This window comes from Vibrio sp. E14, assembly GCF_020515785.1.
GTDB lineage: Bacteria > Pseudomonadota > Gammaproteobacteria > Enterobacterales > Vibrionaceae > Vibrio > Vibrio diabolicus.
The window spans coordinates 443,350-463,527 of the sequence record NZ_JAHPJI010000001.1 but is presented as its reverse complement, the minus strand read 5'-3'; the positions used below and the strand labels follow the sequence as shown (position 1 = coordinate 463,527).

Genomic DNA, 20,178 nt, shown 5'->3' with positions numbered 1-20,178 from the left:
ATTTAAAAAGATTTTCAACGCGACACATTCACCACAGCATCTACCGAGCGACCATCACAATCACGTCATACACACCTAAAAGCAACATTGGCCTAGTTATTATAGTTATTCAGCCTTGTATTAAGGCGATTCATTAATTCGAGTAACTTATCAATAAAGGCAATTATTTTGATAAATATCACAAAAAGTCCCAAATAAATAAAGCGAGCTAAACGCTCGCTTTATTTATGCCGCATTTTTTAAAGTTTTGTTCTCACTAAAATATCGGTTGTAGACAGCACCTAAGGAGGCTGTACTTGCGAAACGATCATAGTTAAATGTTGCTTGGACCTCTTCGGCAGAGGCAGACAGCTTGTTGGTACCATTCACATAAATCGTCACCGCCCCGTCTTTCAGTCCTGAAAGATCTAAGTCAATTGTCCATGAGTCTGAAAACACGGTTGCCATGCCTGTGGCTTCTGTACCATCAGCGTCGACTGCTTTGATATCTATGAACTCACTATCTTCAAATCGTTCACTGCTACCACTTATTGTCACGCTTTCCACTCCAGCAACATCGTTGATAGCATCTAGATGTATTGTTGGTGTGATTGGCATGGAGTAAGCCGTGTTCTGGCTACCGGTGTTTCCTGATAAGTCTTGGTAGTCACGAACTAGTAACGCCATATTCAGCTCTGACGAGTCTGGTACCACTACATCACCAGTCCAAACACTTGGGTCCGCGGTTGCCATTAATGAGGTGATCGTCGTGCCACCTAACTCCGCCGCTACGGATTGCAGATCTTTATCGAATTCCAGTGTTACCATCACGCTTTGGCCGATGGCTTGGTGCTCAGGCGTAAACGTCACGTTAGTCAAGGTTGGCAGAGACTGCGCGAGTGTAAAGCTCTGGCTTTCACTCACTTCAATACCCGCTGAGTTCGTCCCCGTCACAATCACGGTATAAGTGCCATTGGTTTGGTGACTCATATCAATCGCGTCACTGGTCCAAGTGCCACCGGCTTGTACCGTCGCACTGCTGCTTTTCAATACCGTCGCGCTGCCTTGGGCTTTTACTTCAAGACGCAGGGACTGACCGTCAAAACGTGTCGACGTGCCTTCAAATTGTAACGTGGCGGCTTGCGTTTCATCTACACTGCCCACTGGAGTGATGGCTAAGGTCGGCGTGATCGGCATGGAGTAAGCCGTGTTCTGGCTACCTGTATTCCCTGACAAGTCTTGGTAGTCACGAACCAGTAACGCCACATTGAGTTCTGACGAGCCTGGTACCACCACATCACCAGTCCAAACGCTCGGATCCGATGTTGCCACTAATGAGGTGATCGTCGTACCGCCTAACTCCGCCGCTGCGGATTGCAGATCTTTATCGAATTCCAGCGTTACCGTCACGCTTTGGCCGATGGCTTGATGCTCAGGAGTAAACGTCACGTTAGTCAGTGTTGGCAAGGATTGCGCGAGAGTAAAGCTCTGGCTTTCACTCACTTCAATACCCGCAGAGTTCGTCCCCGTCACAATCACGGTATAAGTGCCATTGGTTTGGTGACTCATATCAATTACGTCACTGGTCCAAGTGCCACCGGCTTGTACCGTCGCACTGCTGCTTTTCAATACCGTCGCGCTGCCTTGGGCTTTCACTTCAAGATGCAGGGACTGTCCATCAAAACGTGTCGACGTGCCTTCGAATTGTAACGTGGCGGCATGCGTTTCATTCACACTGCCCACTGGCGTGATGGCTAAGGTCGGCGTGATCGGCATGGAGTAAGCCGTGTTCTGGCTACCGGTGTTTCCTGATAAGTCTTGGTAGTCACGAACCAGTAACGCCACATTGAGCTCTGACGTGCTTGGTACCACCACATCACCAGTCCAAACGCTTGGGTCCGCGGTTGCCACTAATGAAGTGATCGTTGTACGACCTAACTCCGCAGTGGCAGCTTGCAATGCTTTATCAAATTCCAGCGTTACCGTCACGCTTTGGCCGATGGCTTGATGCTCAGGAGTAAACGTCACGTTAGTCAGTGTTGGCAAGGATTGCGCGAGAGTAAAGCTCTGGCTTTCACTCACTTCAATACCCGCAGAGTTCGTCCCCGTCACAATCACGGTATAAGTGCCATTGGTTTGGTGACTCATATCAATTACGTCACTGGTCCAAGTGCCACCGGCTTGTACCGTCGCACTGCTGCTTTTCAATACCGTCGCGCTGCCTTGGGCTTTCACTTCAAGATGCAGGGACTGTCCATCAAAACGTGTCGACGTGCCTTCAAATTGTAGCGTGGCGGCATGCGTTTCATCCACACTGCCCACTGGCGTAATAGCTAAGGTCGGTGTGATCGGCATGGAGTAAGCCGTGTTCTGACTACCGGTATTCCCTGACAAGTCTTGGTAGTCACGAACCAGCAACGCCACATTGAGCTCTGACGTGCTTGGTACCACCACATCACCAGTCCAAACGCTTGGGTCCGCGGTTGCCACTAATGAAGTGATCGTTGTACCACCTAACTCCGCAGTGGCAGCTTGCAATGCTTTATCAAATTCCAGCGTTACCGTCACGCTTTGGCCGATGGCTTGATGCTCAGGAGTAAACGTCACGTTAGTCAGCGTTGGCAAGGATTGCGCGAGAGTAAAGCTCTGGCTTTCACTCACTTCAATGCCCGCTGAGTTCGTCCCCGTTACCATCACGGTGTAAGTGCCATTGGTTTGGTGACTCATATCCATTACGTCACTGGTCCAAGTGCCACCGGCTTGTACTGTCGCACTGCCGCTTTTTAGTACCGTCGCGCTGCCTTGGGCTTTCACTTCAAGACGCAGGGACTGACCGTCAAAACGTGTCGACGTACCTTCGAATTGTAGCGTGGCAGCATGCGTTTCATCCATACTGCCCACTGGCGTAATAGCTAAGGTCGGTGTGATCGGTAATTCGTGAGCGGTGTTATCCTCCCCTATGTTACCAGTCAAATCTTTAAACTGACTAACAACCAAGTCGACACTTAACAGCGTGGTGCTCGGAACTTGTACATCACCAACCCAGACCTTTTTATCTGCCGTTGCTGACAGAGAACTAATGCGATTGCCGCCAAGCGTAGCGGTCGCCTCTTGGAGCTCTTTATCAAACTCAAGCGAGACACTCACGCTTTGCCCCACGCTCTGATGCTCGGGGTTAAATGTCACATTGGTCAGTTTTGGTAAGGCTCCTTCAACCGCGATACTTAAGCTGCTTCCTTTTCCAGGAATTGTGTTGGTACTTTGATAGCTATTGTCTTCTACCTGAATAGTGATATTTTTATCTTGTTTTTCTGGGCTGACATAGTTAACCGTCCACGTAATATTGTCTGAAGTCGACCAAGTATCTTGTTTTAACGTTCCTGTTGCACCGCTATCACTAGCGACAAGATGGACATCTGAGATATCAAAGTTCGTAACTTCTTCTGTAAAGTTAAACGCGAGCGTAATCTCTTCGCCTCCAAAAAGAGGGGCGCTTGAGGCGGTAGAGATACTTAGCCCGGGAACGGTTGCCGCTTCCACATGCGCGTCAATAGAACTTTCACTCTTGTTATCCACCTTGTCTGTTGCTGCCACCGTGATCGTATGATCGCCTTTAGGTAACAAATAGCTTATGACATAAGGCCCCGCTTCGGTTGTCGGCTCAGTAATCGCTTGAGGAGCCACAGTGCTGCCACCACTCACCGCTTTTGACGTGACGAGGTTTAAATTTTTATCTGTAATGTAGGCGCTAATTTCTAGCTGATACTTATCGTTTGTCGGTACCTTAGAAATTTGATTAGCACTTAAGCCAGAAATACTTGGAACGTCATAATCAACAATAGACTCGATAACTTGTCCATCATAACTTTTGCCTAGTAATTCAAAGCTTGTATTCTCTCTTCCAACTGAGTCCGTCACCGTCACCTTAAGGGTATATGACCCTTGGTTATCGACGGCAAAGTTCATCATTCCATTACCACTAGATGAGATAACATCACCTGAGTAACGCAAGGAATCACCTAGGCTTGGAATAAGCTCCACAGAATATTGTGAAGCTTTCACTCTTTCTCCTTCCACCGTAGATACCGTAAACGGCTGGCTCGCCTTGGTTAAAAACAGTTTCCCACCCTGCAAACTCGTAATTCCATCGAAATCAACTGTGACTTTAGGAACACTAATATCAATGACTTTTCTGATATCAGAATACAGTCCGACGCTATCTGTCGCTTTGATGTCTACTGTGATTGAACCACGCCCCTCTAACTGAGATTTCGGTAGTTCAAAGTACGTAGATGAACCATTCCCATCCTCTACTCTTTCTTCTTGATAACTCGGGTTTAAAACCGAGTAGTTTACTTTTGCGAGGCTGCTACCAGTGTCCGTTATGTCGAAACGAAAACGAACATTATCTGGATTTGTTGGCGATTCAGTTACGATAATCTCATCGCCAACACTTGGAGATGTATTGTCAACTTTAATATCAACGGTCGCTTCACCGACTCTCGACCACACATCCGTTGCGGTAATCGTTGTCCTGATCGTTTTTCCATCCGCATCGCTAGGAAGTTCACTTGTAAATGTTGAACACTTGTAGGTTGGATCATCTGCACACACCTCTAATTGTGCAAACTTCTCCGGATTATCTTTATAGTTGTAGGATTCCGTTCCAAACCTGGCCATCACATTGTCTAGTCTAGAGTTTTCATACAGCTTAATTCTGAATTTGGCGACAAGCTGCTGACCATTAATGGTTGTGTTTCCAATCGGATCAGTAATTTCGACGACTACCGAACCTTTAGGTAATTCAAGCAGTAGATCGTGCTCTGGCGTCAAGTTTCCTGCTAAATCAGATAAGTTCTTGATTTTGTATTCTTGAGTTGTACTCAGGCCATCAATAATATCGGCATAGGATTCAGAATACGTACACTTGATATTTCCAACACCTTTGGCACAAGTCGTTGGTGTATAAGCTTTGTTGCCAAGATTACGAACCAACTTTGGATATTCATCTGAACTTTCGGTATTCACGCCTGACAAAGCATCATTGAAAGAGAGCTCAAATGTGAGCATCTTCTTCTTCAAAGCTTCATCAAACCAAACATCACTTCCTTTAAAACTGTATGAGTTACCATCAATGACTGTTGGTGCATCAATATCCACCATCGAAAAATTGAACTTGTTGATCGTTTCACGCCCATTTGTACCCAAGGTTTTAGTGATCAAAGTGACAGGTGCTTTCGTCATGTTTTGCCCAACATTGACACTACAACTGTAAGGTTCTTGCGATACGTTGATAACACCAGAAGTTGGTTGCTCATTAGTTGGTGGTGCATCTAGAGAGTTGTACTCTTCACGAACCCAACACTCTAACGTTTTGGCTTTGACCGCACTCAATGTAGTAAAGGTGACATCAAGAACACCATCAGATAAGTAATTTTGGAAGTCCAGCGGGCTTTCAACTGTTAGAACCACGCCTTCACGCTGTACGCTAAAGGTTTGGTTTACTTTTCCAACCTTTCGGTCTTTTTCATCAAGGTAACGAACTTTGTTATAAACTTTGATATCAAGTTCATAATTACCATCTTTGGCAATTTGTGTAGAAAGCAACGTTGCCGTCCAAGTGCCATCTGCGGTTTCTGAGAACGTAAAGTTAGTCCCGTTTTGCTCTCCAGAGAATCTATACGTTGAGTCAATTCGATCAACGCCACTATCATCAACAATATCAAGCGTAAGTACGATATTCCCATCTTGATAGATGGTGTTGTTTGTAATTGGCGTTCCATCCGTGTAACTCATCGCCAGCGTCACCTGCGGGATTGAGTTGTACACTTTGACGGTAAAATCTTGCTCATCACTGGTTAAGGTTGTGTTGCCACGAACATCAGACCCTTTTAAACGAACCTTGTGTGTACCCGTACCTAAATCACCAAGGCTCACTTTGAGATCCTCATTGATTTTTGTACCGGGAGAGCCAGGTAATGGCTCCAGATCGCTAAACGTCCAATACTCTAGGCTTTCTCGATTGACACCATTAATTGAAACATCACCGTTTGCATTTAGGTCTAGAGCCGTTAGGTCAAAGACATAGTTACCTAAGTAGTAGTCATTCGCATTGAAACCACTTAATCCTAATGTTGGTCCATCACGATCAAGAATAACCTTGTGCGTGTTAGAACTAGACTCAAAACCATAAATATCGGTTGCTTTTACATACAATGACGTTGTTTTTTCATCTTCAGAAATGTCTATTTTATCTGTGTCACTCTTGATAAGAGACATGACAAACTCTTTAGATGAATCCGTTGGCACAATTGTCTTAATTGGCGAATCTTTACCACTTTGATACAGCGAGACTTGCTCAAGGTCTGAATCGTCTATTACGGATTTAAATCGCACATTGAACTCACGCCCTATGACATAGTTCTCTTTAGACAATGTGTCTTCAACCCAAGGCGTATTTAGGATGATTTCGGGGCCTTTGTTATCGACTTGGAAGGTGAATTTCCCTGTTGTACTGACATTGGCAGGGTAAGCGTTGTCCGTCGCAGTGACGTAAAATTCATTCCATTCATCGTAATCAAATGCTTTTGAAACCAGTTGGACTTTGACGTCAGGCTGTTCACCAACTAGGTATGGTACGTCACACGCCTCTGTTAGAGGGTCACAGCTTTCTAATGTCAGAGCCTGACCAGATCCGCGGCGCAGATCTATTTTTACGTTATTGCCAGAGCTTAACGTTCCCCAATCAATGACAGGTGTCCATTGGTTATTACCACCTAAACGGCTTTGAACCTGCTCGCTTTTTACAATAGGAGCTTCAGAGTCGATACGAATATTGAATCTCGGAGCGGTGCTAGTTAACTCTGAAACGGAGTTACCTAAGTTGTCCTCTGCTGCGGCAACAACTAACCAATCACCATCACCCGGGTAAATCGTCGCGCCTTGATTTGAACAAAGCTCCCCCGTACATAATTTGACTTTAAAGGCGTCTTTCGAGTTATTCGAAAAGTCCTCTGGTGTGTATGTGACTTTTTCACCCGTTTGCTGGTAGAAAACAAGACCTCTTAAAGAAAGCTTGTCACCCACAACGTCTTCAACTTTGAAGGTCAATTCATGGGTATTTTTGGCATTTAAATAAATACCGTCTTCTACAGGTTTACCATCGACGTCATTAGGTGGGAGGTAACTCGTTTTAGGGAAATCATTATCAATAAATACCGTTTCTATAAACGGAGCTTTGCCATCGTAACCATACGCATTGCCATGTGGGTCCATGGCACTGGTTTCCACAGCAAACTCTACAATATCTTTTAGTTCACTAGACTGAGAGTTAAGGGTAAAGAGGTACTCTTTTCGATAAGCATTGCTGTTGCCAGGGTTCTCTACAATGTTAATGTCCAGCGGTATTTCAATGCTTGGCTCACTGGCTTGATACCACATCGTGCTAAACTTCGGACCATAAGCGTCGGTTTCTACAATACCAGAAGGATCGTCTAGGATAATTTTAGAAACAACTTCACCAGCAATATAAAGCCTATTGCCAACCATCGTCTCTCGACCGCTTTCAATCGTTAATTTTGGCTGTGGAGGCAAGATATCGATACTGCTACCCTCTGTATCAAAAATGTTCTTACCATTTAAGTTAGGATTAGCCATCGAAATATCATCAGCATAGAGCTGCGCGATATTGGTCTCAATACCGTATTTGCTCGCCATGATTTCGTAATACGATTGCGCTAAATCCTTTCGATAAGTATCGGAACCGAATTGATAAGAATCGAGCATAACCTGACGTCCACCAACACCAATACCATTCGCTTTTCCATCAAAGCTCAAATCATCGTAAATAGCGGAGGCAAAATCTAATGAGTTATTTCTCGGCATTCCTTGAGCAATACTATCGATGGCTTCGACAAGAAATCGGTGTAGATAATCGTTTGATGGCTTTTCTGGAATCGCTTTGGTAGCAAGCATTTCATTGGTTGCATAAGGCACAACCGTTGGATCAAACCCAAAGAATGAGTTGTTGTTCGTGCCTGATAACGCGTAGCGCACCTCATCAAGAATTTGAATCGCACGCTCAGAAGTTTTCTCTCCGGCAGTGACTTGATCCCACTGGAAATCAAACAAGCTAGTCTGATATGTCGATAGTTCAGTAATATAGTAAGTCTGGGAGCCATTGAGCTTAAAGTACACACCAATATTGGCCTTGTTTAAATCAACCGTTACTTTTTTGGTTCCTGGATCTCTTTTCCATTGATAGTAGTATGGCTCGCTGCCTTCGATACCAATTAAACGAACACGCATGAAGTCATAATTCACAACATCAGTTGTGGTTTCACAACTCGCGACGTCAAGAGCCATTGATTGGTCACTTTCCAATTGTTGGATAGTGGTACAACTCGCAAGTGAAGTGAATTCACCATTTGGACTCAACCCTTCAAGTTGCGCTCGCGCACCAATAAATGGTGTCACCACTTTTATAGTTGGCAGATCAAAGCTACTTCTAAAATATACTTCTCTTGGAGTGCTTTCGTTATCAGACTCATCGACGGTTTGAATGACTAACTTTTGACTACTGTTTTCTGATACCGATTTAAAGCTGTCACCCAAAATATCTCTTACAAATGGAATATAATAGATGACATCCTCTACTCGCCCATTGTTATCTAACAGCGTTTCGTGCGGAATTTTTGCGATGTAGTCATCATCCGATGCGGTTGTATCAATAACTTGCTGAAGTGAGTAGTTGTTATCGTTATTTTGGCTGACATAATACTTGACGACGAGCTTAAGTTTATTGGCGTTGGAGCCTAAAACCGTATCGGTATTTACGTCCGATACTTTCACACGAACATAAGGGATTTTATTCTCTTTCAACAAGTTAGCGTTGAAGTTACTAAAATCTACCCCTTTTAATGAATTCTGAATGCCTATACTCGCGTAAGCGTAGTCTATCTTTAGGTAATCACGGCTCGCTTGAACATTGTCTGGGGTATACGTATCTTGAGAGTAGATACCATCGTAAGTGGTTCGTTCACCATCTAAACCGACATTTACGTACGTCATTGACGCACCTTCAGGATAAGTAATCGTTTGTGCTGGCGCTTGATCGTCACGACTTACTGCATGCTGACTGGTGCCCGTATTACCTTTGCTATCCTTCGCTCGAACCTCAAAGACCGTCGTAGATAGGAATTCATCAGTTGGGTAAGCCTTACTAAACTCACAAGCATTTCCAGACTCTACAGTGACAGGAGAACATGTGACGTCCTCATGTAAGCCATCTTTAAATGAAATACTGACCGAACTAATCTCTTGCGAGCTTTCTTTTACAACCCCTTTCAGAACATACTCTTTAAGTTGATTATTAATTGCACTCGCCGATGTAATATCAATAACAGGCGCATCGTTATCCCACTCAAAATCGATATGAAGACCCGAATGGCTACCTAAAATTAGCTCATTACCCAGTACATCCGCTGTATATAAGACTAATCGTGCTGCTGTTACGTTTGAGAGCCCTGTGGCAGGGTTCATATCCACACTATCGATCTCTTTGGTATTAATGTTAACTTTAACGTTGGTCTCTCGAAGGCCAACTTCAAAATCATCAAATTCAACCGAACAGAATGTGCTTCCAAAATCTTGTATGTCGTTACATTGAAATTCACCAGACCAAGAGCCATTGACCTGATACTGAATAAAGGCAGATACGTCTTCTACACCGATATCATCAACAATCTTTAGATCAACTTTATCGGTGCCAGCGAGCACATCACTGTCCGTACGAATAACTATTGGCGCATCTGTATCGATATCCGTACCATCTCGCGGCGGAATGACGCCATCAGTACTGCCATATGTACCTAGGTCATTAAGCTTCTTACTAAAGTCGACATAGTCTGCGGCATCAGTACCAGAGATATTGACACTTGGATCGTTTACCACGATCAGAACATGCTGAGATAAATCACGTGTATAAATGTCGCTATTTATCTTTTTCTGTCCAAAGCTGAGGGGAGTCACTGCTCCTGAAGTCTGGCTCACTTCAAGACCATCAAGAACACCATCTGCAATAACATCCCGATATTGGATGTCAGCGAAATGCATTGAAGTGTAGACGTTATCGCTGTTGCCGTATTTTTTTATAAGATCGTAAGAGTAAGACGAGTATGCAGTTAATAAAGCGCCGTATTGATGCCCAGCACTAGCAAAACTGCTTTGCCCACCTTTGGTTATATCAATAGGTTTGGTCTCATTTACGTCAAACCCATACATGCTATTGATACTATCCAAAGCGGTTGAAAAGGCACTCTCATCTGTGGATCCTTGAGAAATTTTGTACTTTGCCAAGCCTGCTGCCAAGTTCGACAGCGGAGTAAGCATTAACTTTTGCTCACTCCCCTCTTTAAAGTTCACAACACCTTCAAATTTAAGTGTCTTCGCATTGCTCACTGATACCGTTTCATTCGTAAACGGGTCGGTATAACTCCCCTCTTTTGCAACAACAAAAAGAGGCATTGAAGACGATTCAAACTCTAACAGATAGTTTCCGAACGCATCAGACGTCGTGTTAGCCAACTTCCGGCCTAAGTTTCCATTTTTGAACTCGAAAACCTCAATCTTTGCGCCATTTACAGGGGCGTCAAAAACCATACCGGAAATGCTTCCTTTGCTTCTAGCTGGAGGTGTGTTGTCTCCTCCATCACCACCACCACATGCACTCAATAAAAGAGATGTAAGCGTAAGACCTAATGTTAATTTCAGCGTATTTTTAGCGAACATAGTAATTTGGCAAAATATATTTTGCCGAGATTATATTATTGTAAAATATTTTCTCAACGTGACAATAACACCATTTAAAAAGCCAAAAACACCAGGCCAACCGTCACTTTTACTAAATTATTAAATTAAAATCATCACCTATAATTATTCACTTAGTTAAAACGGAGGAATTAGCCATACTTTAATGCTAGGTTTTATTTAAAATATTATACTCTACGCACAACTGTCAGCCTTGATAAACCACCAAAACTAATGACTATTTTGATAATAAAAAGGAGTGTGCGAACTCCTACCGCAACCCTTCTCACCATTGCCTTACTCATTTTTATTGGCGTGTCTCTTTCTCACCACATTCTCACTCCCATGGATAGACTGCCTACCGTTAAGCCTTTGGAGTTCAAGAATGAGGGAGTTCAAGCGCCTTTTGAAGTGGGTACTCTTAGACAAAAAATCATCATAGGTGTGGTTGAGTACTCGTTTGTCGCTTCATTGTTAAAATCAGGAATAAGTCAAAAAGAGATTAATTTGCTATTGGCCCTTATTAAAAGTAACTTTAATATTATTGATTCAGTTAAGAGAGGTGACCATTTTATCTTAAGAACTAAGTTAAATAGTAGAAATGAAACCTATATTAGTTCTTTTTACTATTTAGGTAGTAAAACCGATTTATTTATTATCAATGATGGGCAAGGTAACATATTTGATGAACATGGCGTGTCAATAAAAAATAAACTCCGATTTTCAGATCCCTTTGATAAAAGCTACAGAGTAAGCTCTGGCTATGACTTAAAACGAACACACCCAGTAACTAATATAACGACTCCGCACTTAGGCACTGACTATGCAACACCAGTAGGTACACCGATTCGTAGTATTGCTGATGGTATCGTTTTAAAGTCTCGTTACAACCGTTTTGCGGGCAACTACATTAATATCCGCCACACAAATGGTGCGGTATCACGCTACCTACACTTATCTCAACGCAACGTCCACGTTGGCGAGAAGATCAGACGAGGACAAGTGATAGGAAAAACGGGTAACACAGGAAGAACAACAGGGCCGCATTTACACCTTGAACTGCACATTAATGGTATTCCGGTTGATTACGAGCGATACATTCAAAAGCACCCAAACACTGACGTTAATATAGAAATGCTGATTGCAGCGAGAAAAGAAAAAGCTGAATTAACAACGGAATGGCAACGGTATATGCAGTCAAATCGGCAATAAAATACTTCGGTTCGATCTTTCTTCATTTATCTGAAGCGAGTCCTCGTAACCCTCTGAGCGCTTCAAGTCCTGTCGCCACTTTCCAAGTTCAGGACAAAAAAGAGCTGCTATATGCGGCTCTTAATGATGCAAATCTTTGTTTACAGACCCATGAGTTAATATTTTTGTGGGCACAACTAAATGTAGAAAACTTACTGGCACGTAACACGCTTAAACTTCAGAAAAAGCCATCATCCTCCAGTAAGAGCTTTAATGGTTCAGCATCCAACTGCTGTTGATCGTCTCTCCCTGCTCATCCAGTTTACGAATAATATAGTCGATAAACACTTTTACTTTCGCGGGCACAAACTTACGACTTGGATAGTATATATAGACACCCTGACCATCGGTTCTTTGAGGTTCAGAAACCAACATCAGTTTACCTTGCTGTACTAAGTCTCGAGCAAGATATTGGGGCATCAGTGCAATCCCTGCTCCTAAACTCGCTAAAGAGGCCATCGCATAACCATTGTCTACTGTCACTTGATGTGTAGGACTAAATTCTACTAATTGCCCATCTAAAGGCATCGTCAAGGTAAGCAAGCGCCCCGATTGTTTATAGCGGTACATTATCCATTTGTGCTGGTTAAGCGCTTCAACACTCTGAGGCCGACCAAACTTCTTTATGTACTCCGGACTGGCAAACATACCCATATCAATAGGACATAATCGCCTCGCAATCAGGTTGCTGTCATTTAGTCTCCCGCTTCGAATAGCAACGTCCATCCCACTCTCCAATATACTGGTGTATTCATCGGAAAAGCTAAGATCCAACTTCACTTCAGGGTAACGTTCGCAAAACTCTGGAATCAGCGGAGTTATATAGTTTTGCCCGAACGATAAAGGAAGGCTGACACGAAGTGTACCAAACGGAGATGCAATACTTTGATGAAGCTGCTCTTCACTACTTCTGAGCAAGTTGATCACTTCTCTTGCCGTCTCAAGGTAGTTAAACCCCGCTTCAGTGAGCTGGAGTTGACGTGTTGTACGGTGAACTAAACGAACACCCAAATCCTGTTCTAGGCGAGCAATCGCTTTACTAACAGTAGAAGGCGACTGCCCTAATTGATTCGCGACTGCTGTAAAGTTCCCTAAGTCCACAACAGATACAAACAACTTTATTAATGACAGCTTATCCATAACGCTCACAATTAATGAAAAATAATCACATCTAATATGACAGAAAAAGTATTTTTGTGTCATGCAAACTTTTCTAGTATTTCGGAAAAGCATACCTAGCTATGGATATTTCTACTGACCTCAGAGACGACAAATAAAGCCAACACCATTAACTCTACACTCAAAATGCTCGTGCTTACGGCATTTTCTCCAACCTTTAATTCCATTGCATCTCATTAAGTGCAATGAAACATACTGAACTTGCTCTAACACGGTAAGAGGTTTTAATGACAATAATTCAACTTAAACGCGAAGTGATCTGTTTTGCTGGAGATTCTGGAGATGGTATCCAATTACTTGGAGAACGCTTTTCAGACAACTCGTCGAAACAAGGAAACGATGTCATGACGTTACCTGATTATCCAGCTGAGATACGGGCTCCGGCAGGAACCACATCTGGAGTATCGGCTTTTCAGATGCAATTTGCCTCAACAGAGATTTATACTCCTGGCGACGATTTTTCAGTCTTAATCGCTTTGAATGCCGCTGCATTAAAAACCAAAATCTCACAACTCGTTGAAGGCGGTTTGGTGCTTATTGATCTCGATGGTTTTAATAAAAAAAACCTTGAGCTTGCTGGCTATGAATCGAACCCATTGAGCGATGGTAGCCTCGCAGATTATCGAGTGATTAGTGACAGTTTTACGCGTTTAACCGTTCAATCTCTTTCTGAGTTAAACATAGCGCCTAAAGTAGTGAAGCGAAGCAAAAACTTTTTTATGCTTGGTATTGTTTTATGGATTTACAGCCGTCCGCTAGAACCGACCATTGAATGGCTAAATAATAAATTCGCTGACAATTCGCAAGTGAGAGAGGCAAACACTTTAGCCATAAAGTCGGGATTTAATTATGCTGAAACAACCGAAATATTCAGCGACTGTTTTCAGGTTGCTCCCGTAGCAGATAAAACTGGCTTGTATCGTACTGTTTCAGGGAACGAAGCATTATCGCTTGGGTTAATATGCGCAGCAGAAAAACTCCAACGCCAGCTATTTTTGGGCTCGTACCCCATAACACCCGCCTCAACTGGCCTACCGACTAAAACAGAGCAATCAGACTTGCTTTTGTCTTTGTATGGTAGAAATGGGGATTCACCACTCCCAGTGTTGGCTCCTGCTTCTCCCGCAGACTGCTTTGACATGGCAATCGAGGCCTGTCGAATTGCTACTACATTTATGACGCCAGTGATCTTATTGAGTGACGGCTACTTAGCAAACGGCTCCGAATCTTGGCTCGTGCCCAACCCTGATGAGATTAAGCTCACTGCCGAGGCAGCAAAAGCAAACATAAGCCCGTTTTATCCCTATGCCCGTGATGACGTGTATTACAGCAGAGAGTGGGTCACGCCTGGTACAAAAGAGAAAATGCATCGCATTGGAGGATTGGAAAAGCAAGCGATTACAGGCAACCCTTCTCATGATCCTGAAAACCACCAGCGCATGACTGATGAAAGAGCAAAAAAAATAAATAACATCTGCCATTTCATCCCTAAACAAACACTAACAGGCAGTACTCTAGACTCACTGCTAGTGCTAAGTTGGGGAGGCACGCAAGGTTCTGTGTCGACCGCAATTGAGCATCTGAGAAAGCAAGGCGCATCGGTTGCCCACGCCCATATTAAGTATCTAAACCCGTTTCCAAGCAATTTGGAAGAGATCATTAGCCAATTCAAACATGTGCTTGTTTTTGAGTTGAATAACCAACAACTCGTCAAAGTGATTCGCTCACAATATGCCATTTCTGCACGCTCCGTAACCCAAGTTAAGGGGTTACCATTCAAAGTTCACGAGGTCATTGAGTCTATTAACCACCACCTGAAGGATATTAAAAATGACGACTAAGGTACTCAACCGCAAAGATTTCGCATCTGATGTTGAAGTCAAATGGTGTCGAGGCTGTGGTGATTTTAACGTATTAAAAACGATGCAATCCGTTCTAGCACGATTAGGTCGAACTAAAGAGAACACCGTATTCATCTCAGGGATTGGCTGCTCATCTCGTTTTCCTTATTATCTCGATACTTATGGATTTCATACGATTCACGGCCGTGCCCCTGCCATCGCTACTGGTGTAAAAGCGAGCAATCCAGAGTTAGATGTTTGGGTCGTAACCGGCGATGGTGACGCACTGAGTATTGGCGGAAATCACTTTATTCACGCGATTCGACGCAACCAAGACATTAAAATTTTGCTTTTTAATAATGCTGTCTATGGACTGACCAAAGGCCAATTTTCCCCGACAAGCGAACAGGGCTTCATTTCTAAGTCGAGTCCTGAAGGCTCTCCCGATCAAGCGCTTAAACCTTTGGCATTGGCAGCATCCGCAGGTGCTACGTTCATAGCACGAACATCAGACAATGATCCTGCACACATGACGATGGTGTTAGAGGCTGCCGCCGCGCATTCGGGCACTGCTGTGGTTGAAATCCTGCAAAACTGTGTCATTTTTAACGATAAAGTGCACGAACCTTACAACGGCCCAGCTAATAGAAGCGAACATCTACTTTATCTCTCAGATAATGAACCGTTATTGTTTGGTAAAACACACTCAAAAGCGTTGATCAATAGAGGGTTTGGTTTCGAGATTGTCGAATCAGAGGCCCCGAACCTTTTGCTCCACTCCAGTCAATGCGAGGAGTCATACTATGCTTATGCGCTTGCTAACTTGAGCTATCCAGACTTTCCCGTACCCGTGGGCGTTTTTCGTTCAGTGACTCGACCTACTTTTGATCAGGTCATTCGACATCAAAAACACCAAGCAACTCTAAAATATGGTCAAGGCGACTTAACCGAATTGCTCAAACAAAACAGTTATGAGCGTCTCTGCTAACAATTGAAAGAGCCAGCTATTGAGGTAACCTTCCCTGCAAAGATGAAACTAAAAGGTTTCCGATTCTAGTTGGCGACTTGCTGAATGATGAGTTGATAAGGAAGTGTGGTGGTTGCAGAGATCCATCACACTAAAAAGAGGCTCTATAATGAGCCTCTTCTGTTTTTTAAAATAGTGACATCGTCACTCTTCTGAATGGTTTCTATCGTATTCAGCGCTTGCCTTTTTCAGCCCTTCTAAATCGTCTGAACATAACAACCTCTTCAGACTGTCGATTTTCTTATCAGGCCAATCATATATCCTAAGGGCGAGCAGTTCGTCTATCGTCTCGCGAGAAAAGCGATATTTGATATGCTTAGCTGGTGAGCCTGCAACCATGCTGTAAGGCTCAACATCTTTCGTCACCACGCTGTTTGCCGCAACGATTGCTCCTTCTCCGATAGTCACACCCGGCATTATCATGGATCGCATACCGAGCCAGGCACCATCGCCAATGTGAGTATCTCCTTTCCCGACGTACGCTTCTTCAATAAAGTCCATAAATGGGTACAAGGAGAACCAATCAGCTCTATGTGTACTATTTCCCCCCATAACAATCACAACTTCCGCTGCAATGCAGACAAAGTCACCTATATGTAACTTATCAATCTTCCATTTTGGTTCCCAATCTCGGCTGAACTCATCGCCTTGTAGATATCTTACAACGGACTCCTCAAAACCGGCGTCCCAACAATCACTGTAATAACTATGTTTACCTTTAATCGTTATATTTGGGTTCGTAACAACTTCATGTAGCAAAGTCACCTTAGACCAATGCTTAGTTTTCATGAATACTCCTATAAATACTATCGAATAAAACACTGCAGATAGTATGTATCTAAATAAGCTCTAATAATTACGTAGTTCCTATTACCACTAAAATTTACTTCACCACCGAGCTAATAATATTGTAAGCAGCCTCTACTCTTTCTGCATTAGGGTAGTTTTTATTCGCCAGCATCACTATGCCTATTTTTTCAGAGGGTACATACGCGACATATGCCCCAAAGCCACCTGTTGAGCCCGTTTTGTTATACCAAACGTCACGACCGAGAGTACCGGATACACTTGCTTGAACCGGTTTAGCGTTGAGAATTACATCGCTGGAGTTACCCTTCAATAATTGCGAAAGTGAAACGGGGTAATCATAACCCTCCCATCCTACGGCTTGTGTAAACGTGTCGGTATCAAAATACTTAGTATGAGTTCGCTCTAGCGCATTTTCTATATCAGTATTAAGTTGCGCTTGACCCATATTTGCTTCGATATATTGAAGCATATCTAAGCTTGTTGATTTAATACCATAGGCTTGTGCATCAAGAATACCTGGATTAACTCTAACGGGTTTTCCCTCAGAACTATAACCAAAAGCATAGTTGTTAAGCTGATCCTTTGGTACATCGACAAACGTATTGGTCATACCGAGCTCAGGTAGGATGACGGTTTCCATCATTTCCGTATAGTCTGACTTCATACTCAAGGCACCGATGTAGCCAAATAGACCAATACTAGGGTTTGAGTACTTCCTCTTAGTACCAGCTTCGTACTCCGGCTTCCACGTTTTGTAGTACTGCATCATGTCAGCGTCGTTCGTTACTTCACTAGGGAATTGCAATGGTAGACCACCTGCAGTGTAGGTTGCGACATGAACTAGCTTGGTATTACCCAGGACACTATTTTCTAATTCTGGAATATAATCTTTGACCTTGTCATCCATGTTCAACTTACCTTTTTCTTGGGCGTACCCAGTCAAAGTAGCGGCAAAAGTTTTACTGATAGAGCCGAGTTCAAAAATTGTGTCGTTAGTGACTAAACTCCCCTGACTTTCGTCAGCGAAACCGTAATTGTAAAAATAACGCTTACCATCGATCGTTACTGCAACAGCCAACCCCGGAATGTCGTATTCGTTCATTAATCCTTTAGCACATTCATCAACTACGCTCTTTAATTGACTGCTAACCGTTGACTCTGTTTTCGCAAACGTGACGAAAGACGTGAGCGATAAAATAGCCACCAAGGCATTGTTTAATTTCATTGAACCCTCAATTTTTAATTTTCACTTATAATTAATTTCTAGTTTATTCCAAGGCTTTTAGCTTTTTATATAAAAGTAATCCTGACTTGAAGAACTCCAATCGTTAACCCCCGATGAATAACACTATGTCTTCAAATTTTTAGTGCGATATAAACAGGTTTAAACCTGATCACCGTTGATAGGTAGGCCGATTAGATACGAATGTAAGTAACATCCGTTTGCAAAATGAGGAAATAGTGTACTCAAATGCGCTTTCTCCATACCAAGATAACGGTATACTAGGTAGATATACTTGGTATATACAGATCCACATCCTCACAACGCTTTAGAACCACTTTTCAACGTCTACAGAGAAAACGATGCCATTTTCACTACACTTCGAAACTGGAAAAGTCACCAGCCAACAGCTTTATTCCGAGATATACCAAGGGATATTAGAAGGCAGATTACGATCAAATGAGAGATTACCGTCGACTCGCATGTTGTCAAAAAAGTTAGGCATAGCAAGAAACACTGTCATTTCGGTGTATGAGCGACTTCAGTTCGAGGGGTGGATAGTAAAAAGGCAGGGTCTGGCACGTACGTAAGTAATGCTCTAGAACAAACGGTGAATCAAGATAAGAGATCAATAAAACACTACCAACTAGGGGTGTTTGGCACTAACGCAGCGAAAAAGCCAGAGATCATCGCACCAAAGAATCTAGACTATGACTTCACTTTAGGCGTTCCTGATCATCAGAGAATAGCAAAGCATATTTGGCGACACTCAAGACTGAGTAGGCTCAATGCATTAACTCCAGAGTTTGCACATGGTGGTGATTTGCAAGGACTAGCTTGTTTACGAGAGTCTATCTGCGAGTATGTAAGACATTCGAGAGGCGTAATCTGTGACCCTGAAGGTATCATCATTACGCAAGGGTGCCAGCAGGCAATAATGACGACTCTCCTTACATTGCTCTCTCCGGGGGACCTCGTGTCGACGGAAGATCCAGGATATCCTGTTTTTCGAAATCAAGCTCGATTACTTGGCGCGCAAATAGGCACCGTGCCGATGGACGACCAAGGCGTTGTCGTTGAATCAATCCCTTCTAATACCAAAATTATTTATACAACGCCTAGTCATCAGTTCCCTTTAGGCTTTAGCTACTCCGTCGAAAGAAAGTTAGAACTGTTGAGGTGGGCAGAAGTTAATAACGCAATCATTATCGAAGATGATTATGATGCGGAATATCACTATCTCAATACCAGTAAGCAAGCTCTCAAATCACAAGACAAAAATGACTGCGTCATTATGATAGGCAGTTTCTCTAAAATACTATTTCCCGGCTTACGCATTGGCTATATGATTCCGCCAAAATCTTTAATAGATCCAATTTCAAATATGTTATGGCACTTGGGACGAAGTACATCTGTGGTGTCTCAAATCCTACTTGACGAATTCATGCGTGACGGTCATTTCTCTCACCATTTACTCAATATGAATAAAATCTATAGCGAAAGGTATCATAAACTCACTCAATTAATTGACAACATAGATTGCTTACAACGTATTCCAAGCCAAGGTGGATTGCATATAGCAGCTGAAGTATCGGGATGCGCGACACAAATGATGAATAAGCTTGCTTCATCCAATGTAGCGGTTTACCCATCATCGCATTTTTCTATCAACAATCATTCTAATGCCCTCTTATTTGGGTTTGGCATTATCCCTACCCCAAAAATAGAAAAAGCATTTGATATTATTCAATCAGTATTGGATTAAAGCAGATATAAAATTATCGTTTTGATAGGTATCAATTTATCGTCGTGTTATCACCAGCAGAGTCAGAGCAACTGCGAGCTTGGAACGCTTTTCAACTCAATAAGGGTTCACTACGAATTGTGTCGCTCTAACCCGCTTGGTTTGCTTCAGCCCCAAAACTATATTTCTTCGACTGTAAACGTACTAGGTTCAAAGTAAAGCGACGTATCACGCTGACATTTTCAGCGCCCCCAGCAACACTATTACGTAAATCATCTTCTTTTAAGTTCACATCGAGCATCCAATGAACCTTATTTTT

General features: G+C 43.1%; 10 protein-coding genes. 5 read left to right on the top strand and 5 right to left on the bottom strand.

Annotation, left to right across the window (positions count from 1 at the left end):
• Window positions 1-225: 225 nt before the first annotated feature.
• Window positions 226-10,767, bottom strand: a complete 10,542-nt coding sequence (locus LIX84_RS02025; RefSeq protein WP_226420483.1) for a tandem large repeat — start codon at window positions 10,765-10,767, stop codon at window positions 226-228.
• 252 nt (window positions 10,768-11,019) lie between these two features.
• On the opposite strand from LIX84_RS02025, the gene LIX84_RS02020 reads away from it, so the two are divergent.
• Window positions 11,020-11,997, top strand: coding sequence for a M23 family metallopeptidase (locus LIX84_RS02020; protein ID WP_226420482.1), 978 nt, complete (start codon window positions 11,020-11,022; stop codon window positions 11,995-11,997).
• 249 nt (window positions 11,998-12,246) lie between these two features.
• Here the strand turns inward: LIX84_RS02020 and LIX84_RS02015 are convergent, their stop codons facing one another.
• A complete protein-coding gene (locus LIX84_RS02015) occupies window positions 12,247-13,176 on the bottom strand; it encodes a LysR family transcriptional regulator (protein ID WP_226420481.1) in 930 nt (309 codons plus the stop codon).
• A 266-nt stretch (window positions 13,177-13,442) separates the two neighbouring features.
• On the opposite strand from LIX84_RS02015, the gene LIX84_RS02010 reads away from it, so the two are divergent.
• Window positions 13,443-15,056 carry a 2-oxoacid:acceptor oxidoreductase family protein gene (locus LIX84_RS02010; RefSeq protein ID WP_226420480.1) on the top strand — a complete coding sequence of 538 codons (1,614 nt, stop codon included), beginning with the start codon at window positions 13,443-13,445 and terminating at the stop codon, window positions 15,054-15,056.
• A complete protein-coding gene (locus tag LIX84_RS02005; protein ID WP_104973529.1) occupies window positions 15,046-16,044 on the top strand; it encodes a 2-oxoacid:ferredoxin oxidoreductase subunit beta in 999 nt (332 codons plus the stop codon). The genes LIX84_RS02010 and LIX84_RS02005 overlap by 11 nt, the downstream gene beginning before the upstream one ends.
• Before the next feature lie 183 nt (window positions 16,045-16,227).
• Here the strand turns inward: LIX84_RS02005 and LIX84_RS02000 are convergent, their stop codons facing one another.
• Together LIX84_RS02000 and ampC are read right to left on the bottom strand one after the other, a co-directional pair.
• Window positions 16,228-16,872 carry a CatB-related O-acetyltransferase gene (locus tag LIX84_RS02000; RefSeq protein ID WP_085343962.1) on the bottom strand — a complete coding sequence of 215 codons (645 nt, stop codon included), beginning with the start codon at window positions 16,870-16,872 and terminating at the stop codon, window positions 16,228-16,230.
• A gap of 94 nt (window positions 16,873-16,966) precedes the next feature.
• The gene (gene ampC / locus LIX84_RS01995) at window positions 16,967-18,118 is read right to left on the bottom strand and encodes a class C beta-lactamase (protein ID WP_226420479.1); all 1,152 of its coding nucleotides are present in this window, start codon (window positions 18,116-18,118) and stop codon (window positions 16,967-16,969) included.
• A gap of 359 nt (window positions 18,119-18,477) precedes the next feature.
• Between ampC and LIX84_RS01990 the strand changes: the two genes are divergently transcribed.
• Window positions 18,478-18,705 (top strand): GntR family transcriptional regulator, encoded by a 228-nt coding sequence (locus LIX84_RS01990; RefSeq protein WP_226420478.1) that lies wholly within the window; start codon window positions 18,478-18,480, stop codon window positions 18,703-18,705.
• Window positions 18,706-18,725: 20 nt separating this feature from the next.
• Window positions 18,726-19,880, top strand: a complete 1,155-nt coding sequence (locus LIX84_RS01985) for an aminotransferase-like domain-containing protein (RefSeq protein ID WP_226420477.1) — start codon at window positions 18,726-18,728, stop codon at window positions 19,878-19,880.
• Between the two features lie 127 nt (window positions 19,881-20,007).
• On the opposite strand, the gene LIX84_RS01980 is transcribed toward LIX84_RS01985, so the two are convergent.
• Window positions 20,008-20,160, bottom strand: coding sequence for a hypothetical protein (locus LIX84_RS01980; protein ID WP_226420476.1), 153 nt, complete (start codon window positions 20,158-20,160; stop codon window positions 20,008-20,010).
• Window positions 20,161-20,178: the final 18 nt, after the last annotated feature.

Bases quoted from the DNA above. Each gene is read 5' to 3' on its own strand.
- LIX84_RS02025 (WP_226420483.1), bottom strand. From the start codon at position 10,767: ATGTTCGCTAAAAATACGCTGAAATTAACATTAGGTCTTACGCTTACA.
- LIX84_RS02020 (WP_226420482.1), top strand. From the start codon at position 11,020: ATGACTATTTTGATAATAAAAAGGAGTGTGCGAACTCCTACCGCAACC.
- LIX84_RS02015 (WP_226420481.1), bottom strand. From the start codon at position 13,176: ATGGATAAGCTGTCATTAATAAAGTTGTTTGTATCTGTTGTGGACTTA.
- LIX84_RS02010 (WP_226420480.1), top strand. From the start codon at position 13,443: ATGACAATAATTCAACTTAAACGCGAAGTGATCTGTTTTGCTGGAGAT.
- LIX84_RS02005 (WP_104973529.1), top strand. From the start codon at position 15,046: ATGACGACTAAGGTACTCAACCGCAAAGATTTCGCATCTGATGTTGAA.
- LIX84_RS02000 (WP_085343962.1), bottom strand. From the start codon at position 16,872: ATGAAAACTAAGCATTGGTCTAAGGTGACTTTGCTACATGAAGTTGTT.
- ampC (WP_226420479.1), bottom strand. From the start codon at position 18,118: ATGAAATTAAACAATGCCTTGGTGGCTATTTTATCGCTCACGTCTTTC.
- LIX84_RS01990 (WP_226420478.1), top strand. From the start codon at position 18,478: ATGCCATTTTCACTACACTTCGAAACTGGAAAAGTCACCAGCCAACAG.
- LIX84_RS01980 (WP_226420476.1), bottom strand. From the start codon at position 20,160: ATGCTCGATGTGAACTTAAAAGAAGATGATTTACGTAATAGTGTTGCT.